The following is a 17,760-nucleotide window of genomic DNA, read 5'->3' on the forward strand; positions in this document are numbered from 1 at the left end:
TTTACGACCCCCCGCGAAGGCTGTCGGCCACTTCGTAGTGAAGCACCTGCATGCCCGAACGGTCGAATGCAAACGGCACGAAGAGCAGTTCGGAGAGTTTCTCACGGACCGCACCCTGATGCTCTTCAGGGCACACGAGCAGCATGAAGCCGCCGGCGCCAGCGCCTAGGATCTTCCCCCCGGTAGCGCCCGCAGAGCGGGCCGCCTCGTAGATCTGATCGATCGTCTCGTTGGAGGTCCCTGGCAGCTCCCGCTTCCGGAGCCACGTCTCATGCAACAGCTCTCCCAAGTCTCTCAGCTCTCCCCCAGACAGTATCCGAAGCGCCGTCTTCACGGACCCGTGTATGAATTCCAGAAGGTGATCATACTTGTCGGGCTCGTAGTTGTTGGCGGGTGATACGTCCCCACTTTTCCGGAGATTGGGGATGTAGCAAAGCATCAAAGACCGCTGGAGCAGCTGAAGTCGCTCGGGCGAGAGTACCAGCGGATGAACGGTGAAGTCACCCGTGGGGTGGAACTCGATGTGATTGAAGCCCCCGTATGCGGCCGCGACCTGGTCTTGGTAGCCACCGGGCTCCTTCAGCACGTGACGTTCTAACTGAATGGCCTCGATCGCGAGATCCTTCCGGGAGAACATCTGCCCTTCCAAGCCTCCAAGCGCGCCCACCAGGCCAACACCAAATGCGGAACTGGTCCCGAGTCCGCTCCACGCCGGAAGATCAGCGTCGTAGTGGATTTCGATATCCGTTCGACCAAAGCGCTCGAGCGCGGCTCGAATGAGTGGGTGTTGGATCTCGGAGAGTTCCTTAACCAGCTCAATCCGCGAATAGGTCAGCCGCACCCGGTGGTCGAAGAACGGAGGAAGCGGGCGAGCGGTGACATAGCAGTACTTGTCTATGGACGTGGAGAGGACTGCACCGCCGTGCCTCTCGAACCAGACCGGAAGGTCGGTTCCGCCTCCGAAAAGGGAGACGCGGAAAGGAACGCGCGTGATGATCATGGCTCTACCGCGTCAGGAAGCTCTGGCCACGGCGAACCCGCGCGCGCCAATATTCAAGCAGGTCACGCATCGTGGTCTCGAATGGAATCTCCGGCACCCAACCCGTGTGATCGCGGAACTTCGAAGTGTCCGGGATCTGTAGGTCGGCATCAATCGGACGAAGTCGCTCGGAATCGGTTTCGATCTGAATATCGTCCCGGGTGCTGAATGCGATGAGCGTATCGAGCATTTCACCGACGGTGCACGAATGCTCGCCGCCTATGTTGTAGTACTCTCCCGGCTGCGGATCGTGGGTGACCAGCAGGTGATAGGCCCGCACCGCATCACGCACATCGGCGAACGTCCGCATCGAATCGAGGTTGCCGACTTTCACGACGGCAGGGATCAGGTCCGCTTCGATCATCGCGATCTGTTTGGCGAAGGTCGACTCAGCAAACACGTCTCCTCGTCGCGGTCCGGTATGCGTGAACATCCGGGTCGTCATCGCCTTCACTCCGTAGGCCTCCGCGTAGTACCGGCCTAGAAGATCGGTCCCAACCTTCGAGATCGCATAAGGGGACGCGGGGTGGAACGTGACATCCTCGTGGATCGGGAGGGACTCTTTCGGAACACGACCGAACACCTCGGACGAAGCGCAGACGTGCACGACGGGGTCGATGTTGTCATCGTGTCGAATGGCCTCCAGTACGTGTGCAGTGCCTTGGATGTTGGTCTCGAGCGTGTCCAACGGGGCCGAGAACGACGTCTGGGGATAACTCTGAGCGGCCAAGTGAAACACGTAGTCGGGCTTCGATTCGCGAACAGCCGACTGAATGGACAGGTAGTCTCTGAGGTCCCCATACACGAGCCGGATGCGCTCGCCGCGATTCACCTGGTCGAGGAGATGCTCGATGTTGTCGAGCGGGCTTCGCCATCGCGCGAGTCCGACCATGTCCCAATCGGTTTCTTTCAGTAAATAGTCGGCAAGGTGGGAACCGACCATGCCTGTGATACCGGTGATTAGGGCGACTTGTGACATGCGTTGCTGGCGACCTTGTCCCATAGAATTCGACTAGTGTAGGATCGCTCGGGAGGGGCGGTGGGTCAATTATTGGGCGGGGTCACCAGCCAGGGTCTGGTAAGCGCCGCGCGTTGCGTTTCGAAGCCTTCCTCAATCGATCAGGGGTGCGGCGCCGCTCCGGAGAAGCTGTGCTAGCCATCGCCTCCTGCCACCGGCTTCGCGAACAAGTGTCCCCCAAGCCCTCCGCTCGTGTCGCCGTTCTTGAGTTCAGGGGACAGCGGCGCGATGCGGCCGTTCACCTTGGCTCCGGCGCAGTGTTGCCCGACCTCTGTGTGCACTGAGTACGCGAAGTCGATGGGCGTGGCACCGGTGGGGAGCGCCTTCACGTCACCGTCGGCGGCAACGACGAAGATCTCCCCGTGGAAGAGGTCCATGCGGAGGAACGCGACCTCAGCCTCTCTTGGACGCCCCAACAGCGCCAGACAGAGCCCCCGCTTGTTGTGTACATCAGGAAACCTGGGGTAGCCTCGGACGACTTCATCGAAGACTTCAAGCGCCTCGGTGTAGTCGCCTCGATCCCAGGCGGCGATTCCCTAAGCGATCTGCCGCCGTGCGGCGTTCCTCGAGTTTGACATGTGATGACTGTAGAGGAACCGAGGACAGCGCCCTACCACGCTCGATGCCCCCTCAGCCGCCGCGGAAGCCAGCAATAATGAAAGCCCGGCCAGGTGTCCCCCGGCCGAATCAGGCTCGTGTGGTCACCACGGTGTCGGCGCCCGGTGGCACCTGCGGGACCAGAGGGTCCACCCGGCTGGCCAACTGTAGCAGATCCGACGGCGCACCAAGGCGCTTCAAAACGGACTGAAGGCCTTTCAGGGCCCGCTCCCTGGAGACGATAGCCACGGCGGTCAGGAGACAGGCCTGAATGTCGATTCCGAGGGAGCGATGCTCGATATAGAACAGACCCAACCGACTCTTCCCCGGACGGATCAACTGATTGTAGACGATGTCGGGATCATCCTGATCCTTCAGAATGGCGCCCTCATCCGAGAAGACGATCGAAGCGAAATCGGTGATGCCCGGCTTCACGTCCAGAAGATGGCGCTCGACCGACGTGTACAGGTCGGTTTCACGCTTCACGTTGGGGCGCGGCCCAACGAGGCTCATATCCCCGATCAGGACATTCCACAGCTGAGTCAGTTCATCGAGTTTGGAACGCCGAATAAAGTGGCCGACGGGAGTGACGCGCCGATCGGAAGCACTGGTCGAATCCACGCCTGACTTGTCGGCGTTGATGACCATCGAGCGCAACTTGACCATGCGAAACGTCATGTCGTCACGTCCAACTCGGTCGGCCACATAGAACGGCGAATGCTTGTCCTGCCACCACACCAGAAACATGACGGGCAGCAGAACCGGGCTCGCCAGAAGCAGTCCGGTCGCGGACGCCAGGATGTCAAATAGTCGCTTGATCACGCGGAACCAGGGGCGCAAAGGATGCTGGCAGCTGCCACGATGTCTTCGAGACGGGGATAGTAGATCGCCTCAAGTACCCTTGAGGTCGGTGCAGGCGCATCGGGCAGGGTGACGCGGACAGGAGATGCCTTGAACTCGGCAGGTGCGACGCGTTCCGTCACCGAAGCAATCACCTCTCCGGCCATCCCACAGGTCCTCCACCCGCCATCAAGCACCATCAGGCGACCCGTTCGGCGAACGGAGGCCACGATCTCGGTGGGATGGAAGGGGTTCAGGACTCGGAGGTCGACGACGTCCGCGGAGATCCCACGATCCGCGAGTGCGTCTGCCGCCTCGAGCGCGAGTTGAGTGGAGTATCCTGAACCAATAAGGGTCACGTCGTCCCCTTGCCTGAGGCGAGCAGGTCCGATCGTGGCCAGATCCAGTTCCTGGACCGGAGGCAGCTCGTCCTCAAGGTCATAGAGCCAGCGATCATCGATGAACATGACCGGACTGGGTGACAGCACCGAAGCGATCATCAGGTCGCGCGCATCCGCCACCGTTGCAGGAGTTACGACTCGGAGGCCCGGGATGTGAGCGAACCAGGCATGGAGCGCCTGTGAGTGCTGGGCCCCCTGTTCACCACCTCGGTTGATGATTCCACGGATGGTCACATTCGGACTCGCCTGACCACCGAACATATGAGACCACTTGGCCGCCTGATTCACGACCGCATCAAGACCGTAAAGCATGAAATCCAGGCGTGGGTGGACCACGATCGGCTTCATGCCCGAAAGCCCGGCACCAACTGCCGCGCCGGTACAGGCGAGCTCGGACACCGGCGTGTCGATAACCCGTTCCTTGCCGAATTTCTTCTCGAGCTCGGTCATCGTGTTGCCCACGTACCAGGGGCTCCAGAGTCCCTGGCCGATGATGAACACCTCCGGGTAGTTCTCGAGGAGGTACTCGAAGGCCGCTCGCATGGCCGTGCCGTATGAGTAGGATGTCATCTGGCTCATCCCCGGGTCCTCCCGGCGGAGTAGACCCTGTCCATGAGTGCGGACTCTTCGGGATAGGGATCGCCGAGCGCTTCCTCCCAATCCGACTCAAGGGCGAGCCGAACCTCGCCTTCCAGCGCCTGTTGGTCGGACTCGGACCAGAATCCTGCGGCAGCCATGGCCCGAGCCAGCCTGCCGATGGGATCCCGGGCCCTCCAGTTCGCTACATCCTTGGCCGAGCGCGCGACGCCCACATCGATATCCTCGCGGAAGTCGACATGTCCGTACCACCGATAGGTAACCGCCTCAAGAAAGCCCGGCCCATCTCCTCGGCGCGCAGCCGCCACGAGCCGCTCCGAAGCTTCCTTCACGGCAAGCACATCATTGCCATCAACGATCTCAAATGGGATCCGGTGAGCTTCCGCGAACCGCGCAGTCATATTGCTGGGCTGTCTGAGATCGATGAACATGTGGCTCGAGAACAGGTTGTTCTCGACTACGAAGATCACCGGCGCATTCAGCATGCGGGCCAGGTTCATGGACTCATGAACGGCTCCCTCCTCACACGCACCGTCGCCGAGGTAGGACACGCCAATGTTGTCCGTACCCTTCATTCGTTCCGCGTGAGCTGCACCTACGGCCAGCGGAACGGTCCCGGCGACAATGGGCACGGAGCCCATGAACCCGTTCGGCTCATCCCACAGATGCATCGACCCACCCATCCCCCGGGACAGACCGGTGTCCTTTCCCAGAATCTCGGCGAAGAGCTTCCTGGGGCTCGAGCCCAACGCGAGAACATGGGAATGGGAGCGGTGCGCGCCGAAGATTCTGTCGGTCTTCCTCAGCAGCGCTGAGACCCCAACCGCTACGCCCTCCTGACCAACCCCCAGGTGGACCGGTCCACCGATCAGACCGTCCTCGCGGGCCTTGGCCAGAATCCGCTCGGCGATCCGGATGGTCACCATCCCTCGCGTGAGCGGTTCGAGGACCTCCAGGGTGGTGCCCCTCAGGTCGATCGGTTCGTGAAGCTGGGTCGGATCAGCGAGAACTCCGGGAAGCTGCCCTTCCATCAAATCAGGCTCCGTAGAACAAGTGAATCGACTCGACGATGTACGCCACGTCGTCGTCGCTGAGTGCAGTGTTCATCGGCGGCATCATGCAGCGTTCGAAGAAGCGCTCAGTTCGCGGCAGGTCTACATCAAAACCGAGTTCCGAGAATTGATGGACCGGCGTGCCCGCCCACTGGATGATCGTACGGATTCCCCGCTCCAGCAGATACGCACGCAGTTCGTCGCGACGGTCCGCCTGCATCTCGAAGTTCTGATACACGTCGAAGTGGCGCGGGTCAGCATCGGGGGCCGGCGGGAGTTGGACCTGATCCAGGTCACCGAGGCCCGCATGGTAGAGCGCGGCGATCTTACGCCGCCGCTCGATGTCCTGCGGATAGCTCTTCAACTTGAAGTCGAGCACGGCCGCCTGAACGTTGTCCAGCCGCGAATTCAGGCCCCATGCAACGACCCGGCCGTGCTCATTCCGACCGTGGTCCCGCAGCAGCCCCATCTCACGGGCCAGATCGTCCTCATTCGTAAAGATCGCGCCACCGTCACCAAAGCATCCGAGCATCTTGGCCGGGTAGAAGCTGATGGTGCCGAAGCGCCCGAATGTCCCGGCGCACCGGCCCTTGAACTTCGATCCAAGTGCCTGCGCAGCATCTTCGTAGACTTCGAGTCCGTGACGCTCTGCGATGGCTTGAATGGCGTCCATGTCACAGGTCCGTCCATTCACCTGGACCGGCATGATCCCCTTCGTACGTGGGGTGATCCGATGCTCGATATCACCCGGATCCAGCATGTTTTCCGGACCGCACTCCGCAAGAACCGGCGTCGCTCCGACCATGTGGACCGAGGCCGCGGTCGCGATGTAGGTGTGCGACGGCATGATCACCTCATCTCCCGGACCAACGCCACAGGCCTTGAGGCCGATGATGAGGGCATCGGTTCCGTTTGCTACTCCCAGCACATGCTTGGCACCGGTGAAGTTGCGGACGTTCTGTTCGAAATCTCTCAGGTCCTTCTGCATGATGAACGCGCCACGCCGGCAAACGTCCGTCATGATGGCCAGGATTTCCTCTTCCTGGGCAGTGAAGAGTTCGGAGTAGGGGAAGAACGGAATCTGGCGAATGACTGTCATTGGGCTGGAGTAGGGGATGAGGGGGGCAATCAGTCGGCCATTCGGGCGGCGCAGAAAATCACTTTGTGCTGCTGATCCGACTGGTCGGCAGCCAGCGCCTGAGGCGGGAGCTTCGGCGCGGTGTCCACGTCAATCTCAGCCGGCATCGGGATCAGTGCGCCAAACGCCAACTTCTTAAGCAACTTCTTCGCTCGCATCGAATTCGGGATCAGGCCGAGCCTGGAGGCCGCGGCCTTCACCGGACGAAGAACGCGCTGCCTCAATCCGACCGTGGCAACAGGCGTATCGCCAAAGAAAGTCACATCGAACCCCCTGGCGGACAACTCTTTCGAGAGCTCGCTCACGCCAAGGTAGCGGTGGCTGTGCGGCGAGGGATTGAAATCGAAAAGGTCTTTGTTCGCGGTGGCGATCAAGAGGTGGCCGCCCGGCCGGAGAACGCGATGGCATTCATCGAAGAATCCGTCCACATCGGGCAGATAATAGAGGGCCTCGAAGAGCAGAACGACGTCGAACCGGTCCGCCTCGAAAGGCATCTCCAAGGCGTCGAACTGCCCAAAAACGAAGCGGTCGCCGTAGTGGCCACGGGCAACGGAAAGGAGCGGTTCAGAAATATCACTGGCCCGCACGGAGGTAGCGAGCGAGCCAATATACCCCACCCCCTGACCGGCGCCGCAGGCGACTTCTAGGACGTCTCGGCCGCAACAATATTCTCCGGCCCAGTAGTAGCGACGAGCCATCCGCTCGACCTGCTCGCGGGTCACATCGTCACCGGAGACCTCCGTCAATTCGGTGTAGTCGAGCGTCATCGGGACCAGCTGTTGAGAGATGTTGGCTGGCAGCCGAATACAGGGCTGCGTCCGTAGCGAGCGTGTCCAAAACTTAGTTGAAAATTGAAGTGACATCCGACCTCAACTAAGGTGGTGTGGGAACACAACACCGAACCGACAAAAAAGAAGGCGGTCACCGAGGCAAAGGGTGCCACAGCTTGTGCGACGAGGCAAGAAGGACCGGAGGATGGGGGAGCCGAACGAGCTCGACCGAGAGGTAATTGAGGGCACAAACGCGGAAACGGACCGGTTGTTCAGGCCTCGGCCCATTGGGCGAGCATGAAGAGGATCCAGAGGAGTCTGGCACGGCGTTCCCGGCCAAGACCGGCGGAGTCGTTCAGGACCCTTACCATCTCGGCAGCCCGGAAGTTCTCGCGCATGAAGCCGCTGTCCATCAGGGACTCGCGGATGGTGCCAGCAAACGCCCCGTCCACCCAGTCCGCGAGAGGGATTTCGAAGCCCCGCTTGGGAGCGTGAGCCACTCCGTGGGGAAGGAGCCGGTCTGCGAGAGCTCGCAGGATCGGCTTGGTGCGCTTGCCCCTGAAGTGGAGCTTTCGCGGAAGCCGCGCAGCCAATTCCATGACGCCGTGGTCCAGAAATGGACTTCTCGCCTCAAGGCTGCTCGCCATTGTCGCAATGTCCATCTTGAACAGAAGGCAGTCCCCCGTTCCGACGGACAGGTCGAGGGCCATGAAGCGGGCAAGCTCTTCACGGGGGAGGAGGCATTCCCACTCCTCCTCGAGAAACTGGGCCGTCGGTCGAACTGAAGTAGGACTCCGGTAAAGAGCCTGCTTTTCGGCCTCCGAGAAGCCATCGCTCGACCACGTCAGGTACCGTTCACCCGGCGGGCACAGGACTCCCTTGAGAAAGCGAAAGCCCAAGGCGTAAGGGGTGCGATGACCCCGCGGGCGTGGCAAATGGGAGTGAACCCCATCGACGAGAGCCTTGGGCAGCATCGAGAACAACGCGCTCGCCTGCTGCGCGCGCCGGACAGCCCATGCTCGCCGGTATCCGGCGAAGAGTTCGTCCGCCCCCTCACCGTTCAAGACCACCTTCAGGTCGGACGAAGCAGCGGCAGCAACCGCAAAAGAAGGAAGTGCCGACGGGTCGGCGAAGGGTTCCCCATACGCGGCAACGACCCGAGGCAACAGCGCTTCGGGGTCCGGATCAAGACGGATCTCCGTGTGGTCCGTCCCATATTTCTGCGCGACGAGCCGAGCAAGCCCGCTCTCGTCGTAGGCCGCCTCGCCTAGGCCGATCGTGAACGTCTTCAGTGGCTGGTCGACCATTCCCGCCGCCAAGGCAACCAGAAGTCCGCTGTCGATGCCGCCAGACAGGAATACCCCGACCGGTACGTCGGCGCGGAGACGGATCCGCAGTGCCTCGGTAAGAGCTTCTTCGGTCGCGTCCACCGCAGATTTGAAGCTGAGCCCTGCCATTTCGGGGGCGGGAGCCGGCAGTAACCAGTAGCGCCCCTGTCTCAGATCGAGCTTGGCGTCGGCCTCCACGTAGCCGCCGGCCGGAACTTCGCGGATCTTCCTGTAAATCGTCGACAGCCCCGGGACGTAACCCAGAGTCAGGTAATGATGAAGCGACTCCGGATCGACACCACCCATGTCGGTGGCCGACTTCATCGTATTCAGCTCGGAAGCGAAAACCAGGCGTCCGTCCGAAATCGAATAGTACAGGGGCTTCTTTCCAGCCCGATCCCGGATGAGTGAGAGCACGTGCGACTGCTCGTCCCAGACCGCGATCGCAAACATCCCGTGCACCTTCTCGATGGCCGGGAGGAGACCAAACTCCTCAAATGCGGCAAGGAGGACCTCCGTATCGGACCGAGTCTGGAAGGAGCGTCCCCTCGCCTCCAGTTCCGCGCGCAACTCGAGGTAGTTGTAGACCTCTCCGTTGTAGCTCAGCCGATACCGACCGGAAGGGCTCGCCATCGGCTGGTTGCCATCGGCAGAGAGATCGATGATGGACAGGCGTCGATGCGCCAGGCCCACGGCCCCGTCCTCGGAGACCCAGAGCCCTTCGTGGTCGGGGCCACGGTGCACCATGCACCGCGCCATGCGGCTGATGCGCTCATGTGTCTCCGCAGGAAGACCCCCACCGGGGGTGAAGACACCGGCTACGCCGCACATGGCTGTACTCGGTTGAATGCTCGAATCAGCCCACGCCCGCCGCGGCACAAACCGGTCAAATGAGGCGCATTGTTGTGCGAAACTGGAGTAGGATTGGAGCGCAAAGTCTCAGCCTGGAGCGATGATCGAGCCGGATTGGCCTCTTCCCGGACCCGCCCCCCGGGCGATCCAGGGTCGGTCACGACCTCCGGCGCCCTCGGTCCCGAAGGGCGGACGCGCGCTAATCAAGTCTTTCCGACGGGCCGGCGCAAGCGCATGGACCGAATCGATCGTCCGCCCTCTGTCTGGATTCCTTCGAACGTTATAGACTCGGCGGTCAGCGGCCATTTCGGGTGCGATATCCATGTGGCGTCCCGGCCGAATCACACCGCGGCCAACCCTTCAGGCAACCGAGCATATGCTTCTCTCCGTCACAGCCACCATCGCCTTTACGGCGATCATCCAGTCGATGTTCGGCGTGGGTGTGCTGTTGTTCGGGACGCCCACCCTGTTGCTTCTCGGATTTGGATTCGCGGATGCCCTGCAGACACTGCTGCCGGTTTCTCTCGCCATCAATCTGCTTCAGATCGCTTCCGAACCGGACAAGGTGGACCGGGACGTCCTGCGGAGCCTGGCCATCTACTCGCTGCCGGCGATCGCGGTGACCCTTTGGCTGACCCTGAGAATTTCTCTGCCCATCGACCCCGTGGTAGGGGTCGTGATCGTCTTTATCGCGTCGGGCGAGGTCTGGTCGTTGTCGGAGAGGTTGATGAAGGCTGCAACACGACGGCGTAGCGCGTTCATGGTTGTCATGGGGCTGGTCCACGGACTGACCAACCTCGGCGGCTCGCTTCTCACTGCTTTCGTGTATGGAGCTGGGCACGAAAAAGAAGAGAGTCGACCCACCATCGCCGCAGGCTATGCCATTTTTGCAGTTGTCCAGCTGGCCACGCTGATTGCGTCCGGGGCCAGTCAACGCCTCGTCTCACTCGAGACCGCGGGAAACATTGCGGTTGGCGTAACCGTGTTTGGCGTCGTCGAGCACTTCTTCTACCGAAAGACCACAGCGACAGTGTACCGCCGGATGCTTTCGCTCCTGCTCCTAGCGACCGGCGTGATGATCCTGGCCAGGTCCGTCTAGGAGTCTTGGCGTGGCGGCCAGCCCAGCGCCTGAGCGAGGTCGTCAACGTGATGCGTCTCGATCATGTTCATCCTGCTTCCTGAGTTCGGATACGCCAGGGCCGTTACCAGGATGACGTCGTCCCCATCAATCCGACCCGTATCCCAGAGGTGCTTCAGGCAGCCGGTGATGTGGGATGTGGACGTCCGATCGAAGGGAAGGTCCACATACACGCCTTCCGTCCCGAAATAGAGGTTGAAGCTCCGGGCTGCTGCCGCCACGTTCGTCACCGCGATGATCGGCTGCACCGGGCGGGACGAGGCAACCATCCGGGCTGCAAAACCGTACATCGTCACAGCGATGATTTTCGTGATCGGCAGATTTCTGCAGGTCAGCGCAATCGCATCGGTCAGCGCCAACTCGGGGATCTCCTCGGAGACGGGTCGAAGCATGGGCATAGTGGGCCGCTGGCGGCGTTCGTAGCCAAGAGCCACGTCGGAGATCCGGCGCATTATTGAGACGGCTTCGATGGGATAGTCTCCCACCGCGGTCTCCCCGGACAGCATTGTCGCGGCACAGCCATCAAGTACCGCGTTGGTGATGTCGCTGACTTCCGCCTTGGTCGGGAGGGGGCTCTCGATCATGGAATGGAGCATCTCGGTCGCCACGATCACCGGTTTACCCTGACGGGTGCAGGACGAGATGATCTCCTTCTGGTTGACCGCGGTCGATTCAATCGACGTCTCGACCGACAGATCGCCCCGATCGATCATGATGGCATCCGCTGAGGAAATCACCTCGGCGGCGTGGTCCAGCCCACCCTGATTCTCGATCTTGGCCACGATTCTTGGGAAGTCCCCCGTCCTCAGCTCCCTGATCGCATCGATGTGGGCACTGGACTCCACAAAGCTGAGACCGACGTAGTCAACACCGGTCTCATGGGCCAGCGCCATCATCACCCGGTCGCGATCGGTAACTATGGACTGCTGCAGCTTCACGTGGGGTACGTTGATGCCCTTGGCGCTACGGAGCCGTCCAGAGGTCTGCGCCTCGCAGACGATATCCTGCCCGTTGATCTCAATCACGACGAACGAGAGCGTGCCGTCATCCGCAAAGATCCGATCCCCGGGGCTGAGATCCTCATGCAGGGTCATGCTGTTGACTGGAACTCGGCCGAGGCCGTCCGCGGCCTGGTCCGTCGTCAGCGTCAGTCGCTCGCCGACCGAGAACGCCGGCTCGTGCTTCAGGCGCCCCGTCCGAATCTTCCGCCCGGGAACGTCCAGCAGGATCGGGACGTCCGGCAGCGTATGGCGAATCAATGCAACGGCACTTCTGTGCCAGTCTTCGTCCGCGTGGGAGCCGTTAAGCCGGGCCACGCTCATGCCTGCCTCGCGGAGCGCTAGGAGCCCCTCTTCAGAACAGGTTTTCGGTCCAATCGTGCAGACGATGCGTGTGCTGCTCATTCGCTTTCACCAATAAACATGTCCAGGCCCTTCACAGCGTCGAACACTTCGGGGCGCATGATCCAGGACGGGGGCGTTTCTGCGCGAGTCAGGTAGCCGCGGACGTCGGTGCCGCTGATCTGCTCCACGAATTCAGGTGCTTCGATCAGGTGCCGACACGTCCATTCGCTGACGATCCCCTGGCACTTCTTGCAATGGAAAGGGCCGTTCAACGGCATGATCCGAATTCCGAGTTCCTCCGCATGCTTCATTACCAGCTCCTGAGCCTCGTACTTTCCGTAGAAGCCTCCGACCCCGGCGTGGTCTCTTCCAACAATGAAGTGCGTGCAACCGTAGTTCCGCCGAATCAGGGCGTGAAAGACGGCCTCTCTCGGACCGGCATACCGCATGGCGGTCGTAAGGACGCCGAGCTCGACTCTTTCCTGGGGGTAGAACTGATCAACCATGACCCTGTACCCAGCCAGAATAGCCTCCCGGGTGTAGTCGCCGGCCTTCTTTCGGCCAACCAGCGGCTGAATGAACAGCCCATCCACGTGCTCCAGGGCAACCCGCTGCAGTTGCTCGTGAGCCCGGTGCGGCACGTTCCTGGTCTGAAAACCGACTACCGTCTCCCAGCCTTTTTCACGGAAGCGGGCTCGCGTCTGCACAGGGGGAAGGCTTGCTGAGAATGCTCGTTCCTCCCCGGGCCGCGATAGTCGGACGTTCCCGCCAAGTAACCAGTCGCCACCGTCAAACAGAAACCGAACACCGGGATGAGCTATGTCAGACGTCCCAAAAACACTCTCCGCGACCGACCTCTTGTCTGCAGAGTAGGGAGTGCCTGGTTCGAGCCAACCCATGAGCTGGTCTTCGAACCAAAGCTCGACTTCAGCATGATCCGCCGCTGAGTGAGCGACATCCTTGTCCAGATCCAGCACAACCGGGAGGGGGAAAAGGGCGCCGGACTCCAAACGCATCTCTTTCACGACCCGGTTGAAGTCCGCCTCGTGCATGAAGCCAGTGAGCGGGGCGAAGGCGCCCCCGGCGAGCTGGCCCAATTCAAGAAACTGGTCTACCGAAAGTTCAATCTTCATGTCAATCGAGAGAGAGCCGTGTAAGGACCCGGCTCAATCTCGGAATCCGCCGAGCAATTGAGATCGCATGCTCGCGCGGGGTGGCCGGACGGGAAGCGTCAATCACCAGATCAGGCTGCTTCGGGGCGTTCCAGGGAACGTCAATCCCCACTACATCAGGCATCTGCCCCGCGTCGGCCTTTCGGTATAGCCCTTTGGGGTCACGTGAGCGCACCAAATCGAAGGATGCCTCAAGGTAGACCTCGAAGTAGCCGGGCAGATGTTCCCGATTCCAACTCAGCAGATCATCGGATGCATACAGGGCCGCAACGAGTACCAGCTTCCCTTGCTCCGCTAGAACTCGACTGAGACGCTGAACCCGGCCGATCTGAATCTCCCGATCAGCCGCTTTGTAACCCAGGTCCGCTCCGAACACTTCACGAACCACGTCGCCGTCTATCCGGACGAGTTCCGGAACCTGATCCCCGACTAGATTCGCGAGGGCATCACAAACAGTCGTCTTTCCGGCTCCCGAAATACCCGTAACCCAGACCACGGCGCCGCCGGAACCCCACCCTGAAGCGCCGGAGATCTCTGCTGTCTGGAGATCCTCCGTCGTACGACTCATTCCGGCTTGTTACGGGGGTTCGAGAGCACCATCACCATCTGCCAAGACTGCCAGCGGATCCCGGGGATGCTTAGGACGACCCGATCACAAGCATCGAGGAAGGAAAGGAGCGGGTTAAACAGGATGGTCCGGCGGAAAGGAACCGCAAGCAGGCCAAGGAGGTGGAAGTGATGGATCTCCACCTTCTCGAAGTACTTCTTGGCGATCCCGACCGATGACCGCCCAAGGATGTGCGGGACCTCCCACGGGGTCCGCAGTTTCGGCGTGAGTCTCCTGTATAGATGGATCACAGGATTGTGACGCACCGCCTCCTGACAGATCGCGCTCCCGCCGGGCTTCAGGACCCGTGCCATCTCGCTGAAAGCTGCATCGAGATCGAGGTGATGAAGTGAGCCGTACTCGGTCAGGACATCGAAGCTGGAGTCGTCAAAGCCGGTCTCTTCCGCGTCCGCAACCTGATGCTTGACCCGGTCCGCGACCCCTTCCCGCTCGGCAAGCCCTGCAGAGTTCTCAACCGAGACGGGGGAGATGTCGATGCCGATCACCTCCTGCGCTCCCAGCTGGGCCAGCTTGACCCCATCCTCTCCGTTGCCACAGCAGTAGTCCAGGACGCGGACGCCTTTCACATTTGCCGCCCACCACCGCTCCACGAAGTCACGGCTTGACTTCTCAACCGCGTAATACTTCATGTTCACCCAAAGCGGGTTGTCCCGGATGGTGTCTTCCAGCTCCGGAGACCAGCGTGTTTCCGCGACATATTCGTCTTCGCTGATCTGACGAAGGTTGTCGTGGAACTCTCGTTCCTGCTGCTTGCGATCGATCACTTCAATGCACCTTGTATGGGTCTCAACGACTCTGAGTCGTCAGGAGTAGTAGTTCGCTGATGACTTTTCGAGCGAATAGACGGTCGTCGAAGACTTCGTGGATTCTTTGCCGCGCGGCGCGTCCCATCCGATCCCGAAGTTCGGGGTCGTTCCTGAGTCGCTGGACCAGCTCGGCGAGATGGCCTGAATCCCGAGGCGTAACAAGATAGCCACTGACGCCGTCTTCAACAGGCCCCCTACAGTCCGGCGTGTCAGCAGCGATCACGGGTTTGGCCATCGCCATCGGTTCCAGCAGCGCCCGGGGATAGCCCCCCTCTTTGTAGTAGGAAGGAAGTGCCGCGACGTCGCTCGCCGCGTACACGTCCCGAACATCTTTCCGGAATCCGATCCAATCGACCCCGTAGTCCTGCTCGATCCGATCCATGAATTCCGCTGGAATGGCATTCGGGGTGCCCTCTTCAGGGGGTCCAACCAGAACGAAGCGCACTGCCGGATCGGCAGCCCTAACCGCCCGGCACGCCTCCGCGAACTCGCGGATCCCCTTGGCCCATACCATCCGCGCAACCATGACCACCACGAAGTCGTCCGGAGCCAGTCCCAGTTCCGCCCGCACCTCGTTCACCCTTCCAGCCGGAACGGCCTCCTGCGTAAAGACCTCGACATTGACACCATTCCGGGTCATAAAGGTCTTGGAAAACGGAGCCAGGCCCGCCTCGACGAAGTGCGCACGGTCCCCGTCATTGGTCAGCCAGACCTTGTCCGAGGCATTGGCTGAGGCACGGTACAACGTCTCAAGCACCGTTCGCACCGCTCCTCCCCCTCCGGTTCCACCCGAGAAGACCCGCCCGAGTCCCCGAATGGCCATGATCACAGCCGGAACCCCAGCGAACCTGGCAATGAAGGGCACGTAGGAGTTCGGCTTGGTTCCGAAAGAGACCACAGCGTCGAACGGCTCTTGGCGAAAGAGGCGGTACATGCGCCAAGCGTATCGCAGATCGCCGACAGGATCGGCGTACCGATCGACGTCCATCTCGAAGTGTCGCGTCCCGAGAGCCCGAATCTCCTCTGCGTAGATGTCAGAGGTGCTGATTGTGACGATCTCAATGTCGCTCCCCTGTTCCGCCGCCAGATGCCGCACGAAAGGCGTGCAGAAATTGACTGTGGACAAGCCGTCCTGAGTGACCATTGCAATCTTCATCGCGCATTCCCCGAAGTTCTTTGCCAGATCTCGGTCAGTTCATCCATCTTGTCGCCTACTAAGTAGTTTCCGTGGACTCGGGTCCGACCCGCGGCCCCCATGCGCTCGCGAAGGCTGGGGTCCGACAAGAGCGCCACCATCCGGTCGGCAATCGCGTCCACGTCACCGACCTCGACCAGAAATCCGGTCTCTCCCTCAATAACCGAGCTGCGAAGTCCGCCGACCTTGCTGGCAACCACAGGAAGACACATCGCCATCGCCTCGAGGACCGCACGCCCAAAGCCTTCCGCCAGAGTTGGGTGCACCAAGATGTCCATAGATCGTAGCAGCTGAAGAACATCCCGCCGCCACCCGGGGAAATGCACTCGATCCGACACGCCGAGTTCCTCAGCCCTTTGCTTCAGCTGATCGGGGTAGTCACGATAGGCGTCAATCATGGGATCACCGATCAAGACCAACTGCGCCTCTGGAAAGCGAGGCGCGATCTTCCCAAAGGCTTCCAACAAGAAATGGACGCCCTTCGCAGGAAAAACCTGTCCCACGTACGCGATCTTTTCGCCACGAACGCCAAGGTCATCAATGTCAGAAGCGTGCTCGGCAGCCATCAGTACGTCGGGATCCAGTCCCGGCGGCAGGATGTCAATCCGGTCCGACAGCATACGAATCAACATCGGATAGCGATCGTCCCGGTTCTGTTCGGAAAAGAAGGTGATCCGGGTTGCCATGGGGAGAGCGACGTGGTCGATCACTGGGTTGTCGAGCTCGCCCTTGATGTACAGATGCATGGGCACGCCGGCGAGGCGGGCCCCGAGTCCAACTGTCACAGCCGTCCGAACGCTGTTGGCATAGACCACGTCGACCGCATTGTCCTTTAGATATCGTCGGATCTGGAAGTTGTACGCAATCAACTCCCGTACCGTGCGCAACCGTCCCACTACGCCGCCGCGTAGGGCAGCCCCTCCATACTGATTCACCCGATCCGGAGGCGGGAATTCGACGGTTTCCACTTCGTACTCTTTCGCCAGATCCAGGAAACCCCCGTCGAACGGAACCATCAACGTGAACCGCACGGCCTCACGGGAGACATGCTTGAGCATGAACGTGAGAGTCTGCAGGTTGCCGCTGACCTGCCCCCAAGGATAGGGCTCGTAGATCAGCACATGGAGCGGTGCGGCCATCAGTCCCTGCTGCCCCGCGAGTCCCCCGCTGAGGCAAGCAGCACAATTTTCTCTGCCGATAGCACGGGCATCACTGATTTGACACCCAGAATCTCGAAGCCGGCATCTTCGAACATGTCGCGAATCGTGCCCCAGGCCTCGGGTCCGGGAGCGAACGCATGGCCGGGCTTCAAGAGTCGGACGATTCGGCGCTTCAGGCGCTGGCCCCAACCATCGACGCTTACCGAAACAACAACGAATTCAGTCGAAATACGGCCAATCTCCTTCATGACCTGCGTCTTCAGGTCGGCCGGGATCCGGTGGAGGAAGCCCAGGACGACGGCAGCCTCAAAGGCCCCAGAGGAAAAAGGCGTCCGGGTAATGTCCATCTGCACCATTCCGCGAAGGGCGTCACCATATCGGTGGGCACCAACCTCCATCATTTCTGCGGAGATATCTCCAGCGATGACCGGATACCCACGCTCGCGAAAAATCCGAGCTGCGACGCCCGTCCCACAGGGCAGGTCAATAACCAGAGGCTTCCGATCGCCTACCCGGCCTTTGATAAATGATGCCACCAGGCCGATCTCTCGCCACATGGTGAAGCGGGCCCATGAGAGACTGCCGAGCAACTGACGATCGTAGGCTTCCGCACGCTGACGGTTACGGTAAGCCTCACGCGTTTCGGTCCGGTACTGATCCGACGGAGGGGACGAGCTATGTGACAA

17 protein-coding genes are annotated in these 17,760 nt (G+C 61.0%); 1 reads left to right on the forward strand and 16 read right to left on the reverse strand.

The features are described 5' to 3' along the window. Position 1: 1 nt before the first annotated feature. The 9 genes from P8L30_08625 to asnB form a co-directional block, all read right to left on the reverse strand. Complete coding sequence (locus P8L30_08625; GenBank protein MDG2240254.1) at positions 2 to 1,000, reverse strand: hypothetical protein; 999 nt, start codon at positions 998 to 1,000, stop codon at positions 2 to 4. A 4-nt stretch (positions 1,001 to 1,004) separates the two neighbouring features. After that, the gene (locus tag P8L30_08630) at positions 1,005 to 2,018 is read right to left on the reverse strand and encodes a GDP-mannose 4,6-dehydratase (GenBank protein MDG2240255.1); all 1,014 of its coding nucleotides are present in this window, start codon (positions 2,016 to 2,018) and stop codon (positions 1,005 to 1,007) included. A gap of 173 nt (positions 2,019 to 2,191) precedes the next feature. Next, entirely contained in the window at positions 2,192 to 2,590 is a 399-nt protein-coding gene (locus P8L30_08635; GenBank protein ID MDG2240256.1) for a TGS domain-containing protein, read from the reverse strand. A 154-nt stretch (positions 2,591 to 2,744) separates the two neighbouring features. Further along, positions 2,745 to 3,476, reverse strand: a complete 732-nt coding sequence (locus P8L30_08640; protein MDG2240257.1) for a sugar transferase — start codon at positions 3,474 to 3,476, stop codon at positions 2,745 to 2,747. Beyond that, positions 3,473 to 4,474, reverse strand: coding sequence for a transketolase C-terminal domain-containing protein (locus tag P8L30_08645; protein ID MDG2240258.1), 1,002 nt, complete (start codon positions 4,472 to 4,474; stop codon positions 3,473 to 3,475). Before P8L30_08645 ends, P8L30_08640 begins: the two co-directional genes overlap by 4 nt. Continuing rightward, on the reverse strand, positions 4,471 to 5,523 hold the full coding sequence (locus P8L30_08650; GenBank protein MDG2240259.1) for a thiamine pyrophosphate-dependent dehydrogenase E1 component subunit alpha: 1,053 nt from the start codon (positions 5,521 to 5,523) through the stop codon (positions 4,471 to 4,473). Before P8L30_08650 ends, P8L30_08645 begins: the two co-directional genes overlap by 4 nt. 4 nt (positions 5,524 to 5,527) lie before the next feature. Continuing rightward, positions 5,528 to 6,643: a DegT/DnrJ/EryC1/StrS family aminotransferase gene (locus P8L30_08655; GenBank protein ID MDG2240260.1), complete on the reverse strand. Its 1,116-nt coding sequence runs from the start codon at positions 6,641 to 6,643 to the stop codon at positions 5,528 to 5,530. Between the two features lie 29 nt (positions 6,644 to 6,672). Continuing rightward, complete coding sequence (locus tag P8L30_08660; protein ID MDG2240261.1) at positions 6,673 to 7,449, reverse strand: class I SAM-dependent methyltransferase; 777 nt, start codon at positions 7,447 to 7,449, stop codon at positions 6,673 to 6,675. Positions 7,450 to 7,724: 275 nt separating this feature from the next. Then, positions 7,725 to 9,611: an asparagine synthase (glutamine-hydrolyzing) gene (gene asnB / locus P8L30_08665; GenBank protein MDG2240262.1), complete on the reverse strand. Its 1,887-nt coding sequence runs from the start codon at positions 9,609 to 9,611 to the stop codon at positions 7,725 to 7,727. Positions 9,612 to 10,008: 397 nt separating this feature from the next. Here asnB and P8L30_08670 point away from each other — a divergent pair, with 397 nt between their 5' ends. Then, positions 10,009 to 10,731 carry a sulfite exporter TauE/SafE family protein gene (locus P8L30_08670; GenBank protein MDG2240263.1) on the forward strand — a complete coding sequence of 241 codons (723 nt, stop codon included), beginning with the start codon at positions 10,009 to 10,011 and terminating at the stop codon, positions 10,729 to 10,731. On the opposite strand, the gene pyk is transcribed toward P8L30_08670, so the two are convergent. The 7 genes from pyk to P8L30_08705 are packed head-to-tail and all read right to left on the reverse strand — an operon-like array spanning position 10,728 to position 17,760. Then, positions 10,728 to 12,173, reverse strand: coding sequence for a pyruvate kinase (gene pyk / locus P8L30_08675; GenBank protein ID MDG2240264.1), 1,446 nt, complete (start codon positions 12,171 to 12,173; stop codon positions 10,728 to 10,730). The genes P8L30_08670 and pyk overlap by 4 nt on opposite strands. Next, a complete protein-coding gene (sat, locus tag P8L30_08680) occupies positions 12,170 to 13,246 on the reverse strand; it encodes a sulfate adenylyltransferase (GenBank protein ID MDG2240265.1) in 1,077 nt (358 codons plus the stop codon). The genes pyk and sat overlap by 4 nt, the downstream gene beginning before the upstream one ends. A 1-nt stretch (position 13,247) precedes the next feature. Beyond that, positions 13,248 to 13,853 (reverse strand): adenylyl-sulfate kinase, encoded by a 606-nt coding sequence (locus P8L30_08685; protein ID MDG2240266.1) that lies wholly within the window; start codon positions 13,851 to 13,853, stop codon positions 13,248 to 13,250. Then, a complete protein-coding gene (locus P8L30_08690) occupies positions 13,850 to 14,677 on the reverse strand; it encodes a class I SAM-dependent methyltransferase (GenBank protein MDG2240267.1) in 828 nt (275 codons plus the stop codon). The genes P8L30_08685 and P8L30_08690 overlap by 4 nt, the downstream gene beginning before the upstream one ends. A 22-nt stretch (positions 14,678 to 14,699) precedes the next feature. Beyond that, positions 14,700 to 15,875, reverse strand: coding sequence for a glycosyltransferase family 4 protein (locus P8L30_08695; protein ID MDG2240268.1), 1,176 nt, complete (start codon positions 15,873 to 15,875; stop codon positions 14,700 to 14,702). Then, a complete protein-coding gene (locus P8L30_08700; protein ID MDG2240269.1) occupies positions 15,872 to 17,053 on the reverse strand; it encodes a glycosyltransferase in 1,182 nt (393 codons plus the stop codon). The genes P8L30_08695 and P8L30_08700 overlap by 4 nt, the downstream gene beginning before the upstream one ends. After that, positions 17,053 to 17,760 (reverse strand): methyltransferase domain-containing protein, encoded by a 708-nt coding sequence (locus tag P8L30_08705; protein ID MDG2240270.1) that lies wholly within the window; start codon positions 17,758 to 17,760, stop codon positions 17,053 to 17,055. Before P8L30_08705 ends, P8L30_08700 begins: the two co-directional genes overlap by 1 nt.

The sequence above is a fragment of the Longimicrobiales bacterium genome (genome assembly GCA_029245345.1).
Lineage (GTDB): Bacteria > Gemmatimonadota > Gemmatimonadetes > Longimicrobiales > Gaopeijiaceae > CALFPJ01.